This window comes from Bacillus sp. B1-WWTP-T-0.5-Post-4 (genome assembly GCF_009183795.1).
In the GTDB taxonomy this organism is placed as follows: domain Bacteria; phylum Bacillota; class Bacilli; order Bacillales; family Bacillaceae_G; genus Bacillus_A; species Bacillus_A cereus.
Window position 1 is genome coordinate 433,569 of record NZ_WEIJ01000003.1, and the last position, 12,036, is coordinate 445,604.

Sequence of the window (12,036 nt, forward strand, 5' to 3'; positions counted from 1 at the left end):
CATCACAACCTTATTCTTTTCAAAAGGGACCTACTACCCAACAAAATAAACCGAGAGACATCTCTCGGTTTATTTTCTATATTTTTTTGCATAATGAGCCAAAGTAAGCAACGGATATATATGAGCATAACTATGATAACGAATATAAAACCCACCTGGTAAACCTGTTCCAGTAGGATATTTTTCATTTATATAAGAGTTGGAGAGCAAATATGAAATACCTTTTCGAATAACTGGCGTTTCTTTATCATAGTAAGAAATGAGGGCATCTAACGCCCATGCTGTTTGGGATGGTGTACTAAATGGCAAAGTAACAAATCTTTTTTCCACACTACTTTGGCAAGATTCTCCCCAGCCACCATCTTCATGCTGTATATGTTCAAGCCATAAAGCTGCTCGTTTCACTGATGGATCGCTAGATGGTATTCCTAGTGACCGTAAACCAGTCAACACTGCCCACGTACCATATATATAACAAATTCCCCATTTCCCATACCACGATCCATTTTCCTCTTGTACATTCATTAACCAATTTATCGCACTTTGTTTTTGTTTCTCGGGCAATTCATTTTGCGTATACGTTCCGAAAAATTCTAATACTCTTCCTGTAATATCTGGTGTAGAAGGATCTGTAATCATATCACTTGCATTTTCGATTGGTAAATTTGCTAATATACGGCTCGTTACCCCTTTTTCAAAAGCCCCCCAACCACCATCATTATTTTGCAATCCTTTAACCCAATTAACCGCTCGCTTCCAAGCAGTGTCTACATTTTCGTTCCCTCTACTTCGCGCCAATGCTCTTAACGCAGCAGTTGTATCATCAATATCTGGAATCGTCGTATTCACATCCGAAAAGCCCCAACCACCTGGGAAGAGATCCGGTGCATGTACACTCCAATCTACTTTCTTTGTTTGCTGTTTTCTTAGTAAATACGCTGATGCATTTTGAATCACTTTACTTGCTTTCGGAACTTGAGCTTCTTGCAAAGCATAACTGAGTAAAGCTGTATCCCATATAGTTGACGGAGAGTTTTGCAAATGGCTCCCTCTCTCCATCTTCCATATATAAGATGTGATTCCCATTATAGCCTTCTGAATAATTGGTGAGTGAATAGAATGTCCTAATGCAAGTAAAGCATAAATCATATAAAACGAGGCAGTTGCGTAACTATATAATGTTCCATTTTCATCAATACGCTCTTTCATAAAACGTTCTACTTCCTCATATCCTTTATGATGCAAAGAAAGTGGATACGTTATAATTTTCTTCACGTCACTTACTAACGTTTGAAAAACTGGAGACCGATCCTCCCGAAACCATTCTCCGCCCCCGCCTGCAATATGATTTAAATTTGGCAATAACTTTTTCCCTACTCGAAATCTTTTATTTAAACACAACATCATCGGAATTAAATGAATACGTGCTGAGCTACTCAGTTCAAAAATACTGAGAGGGGAATCATTCTGCAGAAACATAATTGGTGTTGGCAAATGAAAGAGAGAAGGATATTCATATTCTCCATGAATCGCTAATAAAAACTTCGTCATAAAATGAGCACGCGCTACCCCACCGCGCTCATTTATAAACATTTCCGCTCGCTTCATATTCGCATCTTCTTTTGTATATTTTTCCGATGCAAGTAAGGCAGCATAAGATTGAATTGTAGCAGATAAATTACCACCCATTTCATCTTCATACAATTTCCATGTTCCTTCATTTGTTTGAAGTGATGCTAATCTTTTTACAAACGGTTCTATCTCTTTATCTCTACCTAATAATTTTAATAAAAAAATCATATGACAATCTGTTAGTGGCGCTCCTTCAAAACAAAACTGCCACGTACCATCTTGCCGTTGCATTGTTTGAAGTGCAGTTGTTCTTCTCGCTATTTCTTCATGCACTTTTTCATATAATAACAAGTTACTCACCCACCCTTTCGAAATCCGTATAACGATATTCAAAAAGGTAGCTGAATATGTATAAAAACAAAGAAAAGCAGAACATATAAAATGTTCCGCTCATAAACAATATCCTACTCCGACAATAATCCCTAATAAAGCACCAACTACTACTTCATACGGTGTATGCCCAACAAGTTCATTTAACTTCTTATATTCTGTTTGTCTACCGTGAAAAAACTCATTCAATATTTTTGCTTGTTTACTTACTGCAAGCCTTACTCCTGAAGCATCATACATAACAATAATGGCAAAAATAGTAGCAACCGCAAACATCGAGCTTTCCACACCTTCTACTACCCCAACTCCTGTAGCAAGTGCTGTAACAGTTGAAGCATGAGAACTCGGCATCCCACCTGAAGCGAAAAACTTTGCAAAATCAAATTCACCCGTTTTGACTAATTTAAAGACTACTTTCGTTAATTGTGCTAAAAACCATGAAATTACAGCGGCCATAAGCGGATCATTATGTAAAATTGTTTCCACGTTCTCAGCTCCCTACTAGCTATGATGGAAATCCTATATAGTATCAGTATAAAGAAAAATGCGTAGAAAATACTACGCATTATGATACTTTTGCTGATTTATTTTTTATAAATTTCGGTTGTTTCTGCACTAAAAACTTTGTCTTCGCTACCGAGAATACAAATAAAGCAACCCATATACAGAAAAATGCAATCATATGTGTAGATGTGAAATGTTCACCAAATACAAATACACCTAAAATTAAGCTAATTGTTGGCGCAATATATTGTAAAAATCCCACCATATAAAGCGGAATAAGTTGTGCTCCTTTTGCAAAATAAAATAGTGGTAATGCCGTTACAATACCTGCTCCTATTAAAAGTAACGTTGATAACATTGAAATAGATCCAAATGAGCCGAAACCATGTGCTCCTGTCATAACAAGATAAATGATTGCAAACGGCGTCACTAACATCGTTTCCATCGTAAGTCCAATTGTGGCATCATAGTTTAACAGTTTTTTTGTTAATCCGTATAATCCAAATGAAAAGGCAAGTGAAAGAGAAACCCACGGAATAGATCCGAAACGTACTGTTAAAATGACAACCCCTACTCCTGCTAAACCAACTGCAACATATTGCCAAAAGTTTAACTTTTCCTTTAAAACGACTGTACCAAGTAAAATACTAATAAGCGGATTAATATAATAGCCAAGACTCGCTTCAATAACATGATTATGATTAACGGCCCATATGTAAACAAACCAGTTTCCGCTAATCAAGACTGAAGCTATTGTTAATGACATTAATAATTTAGGTCGTTTAAAAAGATTCACAAATTCCCCAATAAACTGGCGAAACCTCTTCGTAACACCTAATACAAGTAACATAAAAACAAATGCCCAAACGATGCGGTGTGCTAATATTTCATCTGCTGGAACTTCCTCAACCCATTTCCAATAAATCGGTAGAATTCCCCACATCGTATAAGCACCAGCCGCATATAGTATCCCTTTTTTTTGCTCTGCTGATTGACTCCCCATCTTCCTTTTTCTCCTCTTCTCATTTTTTCTCCATTATACGGTCTCACATGCTCACTTTACCAATAATCAATCTGCATTTCTTTCGACATTTCTCATACAACGAATAATAAACATACCGTTATTACAACAAGTAACGGTATGCCGAAAACAAATTTCTTTTTATGAGTTTTATGATGAAACATATACATACCGATCCAAGCTCCAACTGCTCCCCCAGCTGCCGCTGATAAAAACAGCGTACTTTCTGGCGTTCTCCACTGTTTCTTCTTTGCTTTTCGTTTATCAAGCCCCATAAGGCTAAAAGCTATAACGTTAATAATAAGAAAATAAATCCATTTCATCGCTTTCTCTCCTTATGAAAAATTCGCTTAATGGTAACACGAAAAAACGCCGGAAACAACTGAAGAACTCTTTTTATCAAACTAGGTTCATTCCTTTTTCTTAATTAGTTACCTTCATATTTACAAAACCAACTAAAATCGCAATTAAAGCATTTAAATAGAAAAATGTTATGAGCAGAATCTTATATTTCATTACATTCACCCACTACCATATCATCAAAAAAACTGCTCTCAATCACTTTCTCCTCAAAATGAAGAACTACAATTAGCCCTACATATAAAGAAACCAAATTTAGAAACCATTCCCCATTCTCATCTTTCTTAGCTAAGCATTTAAATATCTCTTGAAATTGCATACGCTCGTCTGCAGCAATAATCGGACGTACACCAAAATATTTCAATACAAGATTCAGATTCAGCTGTACGGATAATGATAAAATATATTTTAATAGCTTCGTGTACTCTGCACTATCTTTTTGACTATACATCTTCACAAGCTTTGGATGTAAATTCGAAATCGATAATTCCTCGTCAGTCACTCTAGTTACTTCTATCGTTTCAATCATCTTTTTCATATCCATCACATTCACCCCTTCTGAAAAAATTCTAAAGCCAAAGAGTACTTAATTCAAAATGTACAACAATTGTGCGTTTCTCGTCTCTCGTTCTTCCTCACTGACTAAATCATACTTTTTTAGGAGGTGAAAAACATCATTTAATAATTTCTGCGAATGAATACCTTGCAAAAAACTCTTTAACTCTTTAAAGATCCCTTCAGGTAAAAAATTCTTTTGACTTTCAAGCTTATTCATCACATCTTCAATAGAATGATCAATGTTACATGCCATACTAAACTTCCCCCTCTATCCTCTATAAATAATATCCTCAGCTAACGATGTAAACACTTCTCCAACAAGAGAATCTTCATCATATACAGATGAACCATTATTTTCTTCACGTTTCGCAAAAGGTATTTTGGCAATTACTTCTGTTTGCAATTGTTCTGCAAGCATTTCGCCGCCGCCTTTTCCGAAGAGATAATTTTTCGATCCATCTTGTTCTTCATAATAAGCCATATTTTCCACAATACCTAAAATCTCATGCTTCGTATGTTTTGCCATTACACCAACTCTTGAAGCAACGAATGAAGCTATATTGTGCGGAGTTGTAACAATTATTTCTTTCGATTGCGGAATCATCGCTGCAACATCAATCGCAACATCTCCTGTACCTGGTGGTAAATCAAGTAATAAATAATCTAATTCTCCCCAGTGCGTATTCGCAAGGAAATTTTGAATCCATTTATTTAGCATCGGTCCGCGCCACATCACTGGGTTATTTCCTTCTGTAAAGAATCCCATCGACATGATTTTAACACCGTGACTAATGACTGGAATTGCCGTTTGATCAATCATCGTTGGTTTCTTATTCGTTTCCATCATAGCCGGAATACTAAAACCATATATATCTGCATCTAATATCCCCACTTTTTTGCCCATACGAGCTAGTGCAGTTGCAAGATTAATTGTCACCGTTGATTTTCCAACTCCGCCTTTTCCGCTCGTTACAGTAATAAAACGTACTCCTGAATCCGGGCGAAGCATGCTCGGCATACCAGTTTCTGTTCTAGTATTTCGCTTTAACTTCTCTGTTAAAGCTGCACGTTCTTCTTGTGTCATAGAGCCAAATGTTACCTCCACTTTAGAGGCACCAATTGCGTGAAGCGATTCTTCAATATCTTGTTGAATTTTTGCTTTTAACGGACAACCTTGGATTGTTAGTACTACTTCAAGTTTAACCTCTGTTCCGTTCATTTGTATATTTCTAACCATATTTAATTCTACAACACTTTTGTGTAACTCTGGATCCTCTACATGTTTTAATGCATTCATTATTTGTTCTTGAGTAAGCATAGAACTCATCCCTTCTCTTATTCTAATTTATATACAACATTTTCTTGGTGCTTCATCTGGTGAAAAAGCTTATTATCCCCCGCTAACGGGTGGGATTAATGCGACTATATCTCCGGCTTTTATCATCTCTTCATTCATTACAAACTCTTCATTAACAGCCACCATCACTTTATCCAGCGATTGTAAACAATAGCTGGCTTTGAGCCATTCTTTTAATTGCTGCACTGTCATTTCTTGCTTTTCTGAAATTACTAATCGATCCGATCCAACTTCCTCACGCAAATTTGCAAACAGTAAAATTGTAATCATTTTCTCATTCTTCCTTCTTTGGTTTTCCTTCTGGATATGGTGTGTTTTCAAGTTGATCTCCAATCCACATCGTTCCATCTTCCCAAAATTCTTTTTTCCAAATTGGAACAATTCGTTTTATACGTTCAATCGCGTACTCATTCGCTTCATAAGCTACTTTACGATGCGGTGATGAAACTGCAATGACTACCGCAATATCCATTATTTCTAGCCGCCCTACACGGTGCGTAATTGCTACTTTTGCATCCGGCCATCTTTCACTAATCTCTTCACCAATTCTCATAAGTTGTTTTACTGCCATCGGTTTATATGCTTCATACTCTAAATGTAGCGTTCGTTTTCCTTTTGTTAATTCTCTCACCGTACCAATGAATGTTGTAATCGCACCTGCTTCCCTTCTTGCGACTTTATTCGTTACTTCTTCAACTAAAATCGGATTATCTACAATTTCAAATAGCGCTTGTCTCATTAGAACCACCTCTCACTTTATGAAATGTCCAAGGCCATTCACTACCTTCGTTATCTTCTAATAATAGAACATCAACAAACATATCTTTTTTATATCCTCTTGTCCCGCCCGGCAATACGATAAACGCATTTGATTCTGCCAATGAAGAAACTGAGCTAGATTTATCAAACCCTGATGGATAAGCGATTAATTTCCCCTCATCATATTGCAATTTTGCTCGTACAAATCTTGTAAATGGATTCGGTTTTAGAAAATCTTCTCCTAATAACGCTTTTTCTCTTTTTAAATGTACTTTTTCACTAAACATATACGTCCGAATACACGGTCTTACGAATAATTCAAACCCTACGTAACAAGCGGATGGATTTCCTGATAAACCAAATAATAACTTGCCATTTAATTGTGCTACAGTCGTAACACTTCCTGGTCGCATTGCAACTTTATTAAAAAGAACAGATGCACCTAACTTTTCGTAAATAGCTGGTAAATAATCATAATCTCCTACTGATACACCGCCCGTTGTAATTAACATATCTACTTGGCCAAGCGCTTCTTTCACAGCTGTAAAACACGTATTAAAATCATCACTAAACTTCCCAAAATATTTTACTCTGCCGCCCGCTCTTCGAATTTGAGACAATATCATATACGTATTACTGTTTCGGATTTTCCCTGGCTGTAATGAATCATCGACATCAAGCAATTCACTCCCAGTCGCTAACAGTCCAATTACAGGCTTTCTCGCAACTGGCACTTCACTATAACCGAATGTAGCAAGAAGAGCTGAAATACCTGGATTAATGTACGATCCTTTCTTTGCAAGAACCGTTCCTTTACGAGCATCTTCACCTTGAAAAGAAATATTGTCGCCCGTTTTGAATGATCGCTTCACTTCCATATAATTGTTGCCATTCTTCTCATATTGACGAGTCAGCTCTAACATAACAACCGCATCACACTCATTCGGAATTTGTGCTCCCGTCATAATTCGAACTGCTTGAAACGGACCTACTTTCTCATGGAATAGCGATCCTGCACCAATTTCACCCACTACTTCAAATACAATTGGCGTTTTATAACTTGCTAAATTAGTATCTTCTGCTCGAATAGCAAATCCGTCATACGGCGAACGATTAAATGACGGTACATCATGGTCAGCTACTAAATCCTCCGCTAATATACGTCCATAAGCTAATTCAATTGGTAATAGCTCCTTTAAGCCTTTATCAGCAAATCCCATCACTTTACGAACAGCTTCTTCAACCGTAATTGGCACTCTTCTTTCCATTGTTGACACCCTCTCTATTAACCGAATACGCGATAATATAGTTGTTTCGCTTTCGAAATATCATTTGTACCATGAATAAAAACACGACCATCTCGAAAAACAACCACGCGGTAATCATCGAATTGGCAAGATAGTAAATACGGATTCCGATCTACTTTTCCCAGTTTTTTTAATACTTTTTCTATATCATCAAAATTGTATTTCCTATTGTCTACTGTTCTAATTTGAACTGTATTTCTTCCGCATAAAACAGCTGCTTTCGTTTGATTTTCGTATGATAAATAAGGATAAGTTCGATTCAAACCGCATGAGAGACAAGCGTCTGTTTTTATTTTCCCTAATTTTATAAAATGATTTTGATTACTCCATATATCAAACATGAAAAATGTTTTTCTAATTGCTGAGAAATCTTCCACTAAAATTTTGAGCGCTTCTGCCACTTGATATGCTGCGACGATTTGAACAGTCGGGCTAATAATCCCAGCAGTATCACACGTCACACCTGTAACAGGGATATTTTTCAGCATACAATGTAAACACGGTGTCTCTTGCGGAATAATTATATAACTCATACCATATGATCCAACGCAAGAACCATATACCCACGGAATATTATGTTTTTGTGATAAATCATTTATTACAAATCGAATATCAAAATTATCTGTTGCATCAATGATTACATCTACATTTTTTAATAGACCTTCCATATTTTCTGAAGTTGCATCCATTACGAAAGCATGTATTTGTACTTCCGAATTAATTTGTTCTAGCCGATTTTTTGCAGCAATTGCTTTCGGCATTTTCTCTCTCGCATCTTGTTCAGAGTACAATTGTTGCCTTTGTAAATTACTCCATTCAACGTAGTCACGATCGATAATCGTCAACTTGCCAACACCTGCACGTACGAAACTTTCGGCACTTGCACTTCCTAATGCGCCTGCCCCTACAATTAACACATGTTTATTTCGAATTTTTTCTTGTCCTTTACTCCCAATTGGTTTGAACAACTGTTGTCGTGAATACCGATCAGCCATTACATACCCTTCCTCTCAAGAACTCTATTTCATATTAGAATGTTGTTTCTGATAACAAGCAAAGTAAGCAAAACCAACAAACCCAGCTCCTCCAATTACATTTCCGATAAAAACAGGAACAAAATTTTTAGCCAGATCCATCCACGTTAGATGACCAGCAAAAATAACAGCGGAAATGACAAACATATTTGCTACTACTTGCTGAAATCCAATCACTACAAATGCCATAATTGGAATCCAAATTCCGATGATTTTCCCGACAAAATCACTCGTCCCGTAAGCGAGCCAAAGAGCAAGACAAACGAGCCAATTACAACCAATTGCTAAAATCAAAGTTCTCCCAAATGATTCATGTAACTTCCCTTCCGCTATCGCTACCGTTTTATTTAAATACTCTCCCTCTGTTAATCCGCCAAGATGTCCAAAGCAATACGCAACGAAAATTGCTCCAATAAAGTTCATGAGAGTAATCCAAACCCAGTTATTCAGTACACTTATCAATGTAATTTTCTTTGCATAAAGCGCCATAGACAGTGACATCATATTTCCCGTAATTAATTCTCCTCCTGCTAATACTACGAGCATGAGTCCAACAGGAAATACTGCTCCTCCTAAAACATTCACTAGACTTCCCCAGCGCTCAGGTAAATTCCCTAAAACTCGAATGTTAAGTAAAAAACCTATCGCAATAAACGCTCCTCCTAAAAAACCGAGAATAAGCATCGCTGGCAATGTCTGTCTTACTTTTTGAACACCGGCCTCAATGACAAGCTCAGCAATTTGTTCCGGCTTATGAAATGCCATTACCCATTCCTCCATTTTCTCCAAATAAAAAAGCAGCTTCAAAAAACCTCCTCAAAATAAAGGTTTTTGAATGCTGCTTAATTTCTCTGCACATCTTTTACAGAGATATCAATCATCACTTTTACTATAAAATAGAAAATCCACAACTCTTGTAAATTTTCCATTTTTCACTATGACGCTAGCTTTATATATTAACCACCGATATGTGACATTTCAATTTTAGGTATTGTTTTCTTATTTGTATGATTTAAGCGTTCATCTGAATAACGATCTTCCCTATTATTCCATATATCGCGTACTACATCTGTAATGTCCTCATCTGTATGTTCAGAACGAAGCAATTCTCTTAAATCACTTCCTTTAGAAGCAAATAAGCAAGTATATAATTTTCCTTCTGCAGAAATACGAGCTCTCGTACATGATGAGCAAAAAGAATCTGTTACTGATGAAATAATACCTATTTCCTCATCGCTTCCTATATAATGATACCTAGTAGCCACTTCACCAGAATAATTTGCTTCTATCCGTTCTAACGGCATAACTTGATGAATCGTATCTACTATTTCTTGTTTAGAGACGACCTCTTTTAAATCCCAACCATTATAATTTCCAACATCCATATACTCAATAAAACGAAGAATATGCTTATTTTCCTTAAAATATTGCGCCATCTGCAAAATGTCCTGTTCGTTTTTTCCCTTTTGAACGACCATGTTTATTTTAATTTTCATTCCAACTTCAGCTGCAGCCTGTATTCCTTCCAGAACCCTTTGCACTTTGCTCCTATTACCATTTAAATAGAAAAACCGCTCTTCTTCTAAGGAATCTAAGCTAACTGTTACACGTGATAGTCCCGCCTTATATAAATCAGGAGCAAACTTTTTAAGTAACGATCCATTGGTTGTTAAACCGATATCTTCTACACCATCAATTTTATTAAGGCGCTCAATAAGCTTTGGAAGCCCTCTTCGAAGTAACGGTTCTCCGCCTGTAATCCGTAATTTTCTCACACCTAAAGAAACGAAAATACGTGTTATCCTTTCAATTTCATCAAAAGATAAAATTTTATCATTAGACAAAAACGAGTAATCAGGACCAAATATTTCTTCTGGCATACAATATCGGCAGCGAAAATTACAGCGATCAGTAACTGAAATACGTAAATCCTTTAACGGACGTTGCAACTTGTCTAATGTAACTGATTTCATCTTCATTGCCTCACTTTTATTTTATATTTAAAACACGTTCTGGATGGGTATATACATTTAAGGAGTGATTACGAATAAATCCTATTGTCGTAATACCTAAATCTTCCGCTAGTTGCAAAGCTAACTCAGTTGGAGCTGATTTTGATAGTATAATTTCACAACCGATTTTTGCAACTTTCAATAATATTTCCGAAGAAATACGACCACTAAAAACAATGATTTTATCTTTTATAGAAATATCGTTTCTTAAACAATAACCGTAAATTTTGTCTAGTGCATTATGCCTACCAATATCCATTCGGCTTAAAATAATACCATTCACATCACATAAAGTTGCATTATGAACCCCACCAGTACGATGAAACGTATCCGCAGATTGCTGCATTTCTTTCATTAACCGAAAACAATCATCGGCAGCAACCTGTACATGGACACCCTTCATTTTTTTTGCACTTAGTGCATCATTTGCAAAAACAAACCCTTGCCTACTCATACCACAACAAGACGTAATATAGCGTTTATTTTGCATTTGTTCATAATACGGATTTACTTTTGTCGTTGTTACATGCACAAATCCTTCTTTCTCCTGCACCCATACACTATCAATATCTTCATACTTCCGAATGATTCCTTCAGACGCTAAGAAGCCTATTACCATATCTTCTATATATTCTGGAGTACTAACCATTGTAACAAACTCCTGTCCGTTCATTTTAATGGTGACAGGAAACTCTGTTACAATGCTGTCCTCTATATGTTTAAATGCTCCTTGTTCATAACGAAAGATTTCTCTTTCTACCTGTATCGGTTTCACGATCAGTATCCTTCTCTCACGTTATATTTTTATCAAAAACAAATACAGAAACTGCAATATCTTCTTCTACTTTCATATCTGAAAACAAATTCACTAATTTCGCTCCAACAAGTTCCTCCAAATGTTCACGGGAATTCGCAGCATACACTTCTTGAATCATTTTCGTTCTAGCCATATGAACCATTTCCGCACCGTCCATCGTACTTGAAATAAATTTTTCAGTAGGTGTTAAGTTTCCATAAAGAGTCGCTATAGCCATATTTTCCGCAAAAACAGTATGAATTCGTTCTGGTCCTTTTCCGAAAAGTTCCTTTCGAAGTTTTCGTATCATATCATTAAATTCATGTACTTTTTTTGACATACAATTATACCTCCCAAAAGCCTCAT

At 36.4% G+C, this 12,036-nt stretch carries 15 protein-coding genes; all 15 read right to left on the reverse strand.

Annotated elements, in window-relative coordinates:
* Positions 1-69: 69 nt before the first annotated feature.
* Positions 70-1,923 (reverse strand): terpene cyclase/mutase family protein, encoded by a 1,854-nt coding sequence (locus tag GBN91_RS12885; protein WP_049106831.1) that lies wholly within the window; start codon positions 1,921-1,923, stop codon positions 70-72.
* 99 nt (positions 1,924-2,022) lie between these two features.
* The gene (locus tag GBN91_RS12890; RefSeq protein WP_000447822.1) at positions 2,023-2,448 is read right to left on the reverse strand and encodes a divergent PAP2 family protein; all 426 of its coding nucleotides are present in this window, start codon (positions 2,446-2,448) and stop codon (positions 2,023-2,025) included.
* A gap of 79 nt (positions 2,449-2,527) precedes the next feature.
* Positions 2,528-3,469, reverse strand: coding sequence for an EamA family transporter RarD (rarD, locus tag GBN91_RS12895; RefSeq protein WP_000535541.1), 942 nt, complete (start codon positions 3,467-3,469; stop codon positions 2,528-2,530).
* A gap of 92 nt (positions 3,470-3,561) precedes the next feature.
* The gene (locus GBN91_RS12900; RefSeq protein ID WP_000871349.1) at positions 3,562-3,810 is read right to left on the reverse strand and encodes a DUF1294 domain-containing protein; all 249 of its coding nucleotides are present in this window, start codon (positions 3,808-3,810) and stop codon (positions 3,562-3,564) included.
* A gap of 182 nt (positions 3,811-3,992) precedes the next feature.
* Positions 3,993-4,391, reverse strand: coding sequence for a nucleoside triphosphate pyrophosphohydrolase family protein (locus GBN91_RS12905; RefSeq protein WP_152121592.1), 399 nt, complete (start codon positions 4,389-4,391; stop codon positions 3,993-3,995).
* 42 nt (positions 4,392-4,433) lie between these two features.
* On the reverse strand, positions 4,434-4,658 hold the full coding sequence (locus GBN91_RS12910; RefSeq protein ID WP_000752375.1) for a hypothetical protein: 225 nt from the start codon (positions 4,656-4,658) through the stop codon (positions 4,434-4,436).
* 15 nt (positions 4,659-4,673) lie between these two features.
* Positions 4,674-5,723 (reverse strand): P-loop NTPase, encoded by a 1,050-nt coding sequence (locus tag GBN91_RS12915; protein ID WP_061113618.1) that lies wholly within the window; start codon positions 5,721-5,723, stop codon positions 4,674-4,676.
* A gap of 72 nt (positions 5,724-5,795) precedes the next feature.
* On the reverse strand, positions 5,796-6,032 hold the full coding sequence (moaD, locus tag GBN91_RS12920; protein ID WP_000628500.1) for a molybdopterin converting factor subunit 1: 237 nt from the start codon (positions 6,030-6,032) through the stop codon (positions 5,796-5,798).
* Between the two features lie 4 nt (positions 6,033-6,036).
* Positions 6,037-6,501 carry a molybdopterin synthase catalytic subunit MoaE gene (gene moaE, locus GBN91_RS12925; protein ID WP_001248111.1) on the reverse strand — a complete coding sequence of 155 codons (465 nt, stop codon included), beginning with the start codon at positions 6,499-6,501 and terminating at the stop codon, positions 6,037-6,039.
* Positions 6,482-7,789: a molybdopterin molybdotransferase MoeA gene (locus tag GBN91_RS12930; RefSeq protein WP_000442201.1), complete on the reverse strand. Its 1,308-nt coding sequence runs from the start codon at positions 7,787-7,789 to the stop codon at positions 6,482-6,484. Before GBN91_RS12930 ends, moaE begins: the two co-directional genes overlap by 20 nt.
* Positions 7,790-7,806: 17 nt before the next feature.
* Entirely contained in the window at positions 7,807-8,823 is a 1,017-nt protein-coding gene (locus tag GBN91_RS12935; protein WP_000785260.1) for a molybdopterin-synthase adenylyltransferase MoeB, read from the reverse strand.
* A 24-nt stretch (positions 8,824-8,847) separates the two neighbouring features.
* Positions 8,848-9,627, reverse strand: a complete 780-nt coding sequence (locus GBN91_RS12940) for a formate channel (RefSeq protein ID WP_000863998.1) — start codon at positions 9,625-9,627, stop codon at positions 8,848-8,850.
* A 191-nt stretch (positions 9,628-9,818) separates the two neighbouring features.
* The gene (moaA, locus tag GBN91_RS12945; RefSeq protein ID WP_046392943.1) at positions 9,819-10,835 is read right to left on the reverse strand and encodes a GTP 3',8-cyclase MoaA; all 1,017 of its coding nucleotides are present in this window, start codon (positions 10,833-10,835) and stop codon (positions 9,819-9,821) included.
* 16 nt (positions 10,836-10,851) lie between these two features.
* On the reverse strand, positions 10,852-11,649 hold the full coding sequence (gene fdhD / locus GBN91_RS12950; protein WP_046392944.1) for a formate dehydrogenase accessory sulfurtransferase FdhD: 798 nt from the start codon (positions 11,647-11,649) through the stop codon (positions 10,852-10,854).
* 16 nt (positions 11,650-11,665) lie between these two features.
* The gene (locus tag GBN91_RS12955) at positions 11,666-12,010 is read right to left on the reverse strand and encodes a Na-translocating system protein MpsC family protein (RefSeq protein ID WP_000039582.1); all 345 of its coding nucleotides are present in this window, start codon (positions 12,008-12,010) and stop codon (positions 11,666-11,668) included.
* Between the last annotated feature and the right edge of the window lie 26 nt (positions 12,011-12,036).

What these genes read in the sequence shown, in the direction of transcription:
- rarD (WP_000535541.1), bottom strand. Translation starts at nt 3,469, where the DNA reads ATGGGGAGTCAATCAGCAGAGCAAAAAAAAGGGATACTATATGCGGCT.
- GBN91_RS12900 (WP_000871349.1), bottom strand. Translation starts at nt 3,810, where the DNA reads ATGAAATGGATTTATTTTCTTATTATTAACGTTATAGCTTTTAGCCTT.
- GBN91_RS12905 (WP_152121592.1), bottom strand. Translation starts at nt 4,391, where the DNA reads ATGGATATGAAAAAGATGATTGAAACGATAGAAGTAACTAGAGTGACT.
- GBN91_RS12910 (WP_000752375.1), bottom strand. Translation starts at nt 4,658, where the DNA reads ATGGCATGTAACATTGATCATTCTATTGAAGATGTGATGAATAAGCTT.
- GBN91_RS12915 (WP_061113618.1), bottom strand. Translation starts at nt 5,723, where the DNA reads ATGCTTACTCAAGAACAAATAATGAATGCATTAAAACATGTAGAGGAT.
- moaD (WP_000628500.1), bottom strand. Translation starts at nt 6,032, where the DNA reads ATGATTACAATTTTACTGTTTGCAAATTTGCGTGAGGAAGTTGGATCG.
- moaE (WP_001248111.1), bottom strand. Translation starts at nt 6,501, where the DNA reads ATGAGACAAGCGCTATTTGAAATTGTAGATAATCCGATTTTAGTTGAA.
- GBN91_RS12930 (WP_000442201.1), bottom strand. Translation starts at nt 7,789, where the DNA reads ATGGAAAGAAGAGTGCCAATTACGGTTGAAGAAGCTGTTCGTAAAGTG.
- GBN91_RS12935 (WP_000785260.1), bottom strand. Translation starts at nt 8,823, where the DNA reads ATGGCTGATCGGTATTCACGACAACAGTTGTTCAAACCAATTGGGAGT.
- GBN91_RS12940 (WP_000863998.1), bottom strand. Translation starts at nt 9,627, where the DNA reads ATGGCATTTCATAAGCCGGAACAAATTGCTGAGCTTGTCATTGAGGCC.
- moaA (WP_046392943.1), bottom strand. Translation starts at nt 10,835, where the DNA reads ATGAAATCAGTTACATTAGACAAGTTGCAACGTCCGTTAAAGGATTTA.
- GBN91_RS12955 (WP_000039582.1), bottom strand. Translation starts at nt 12,010, where the DNA reads ATGTCAAAAAAAGTACATGAATTTAATGATATGATACGAAAACTTCGA.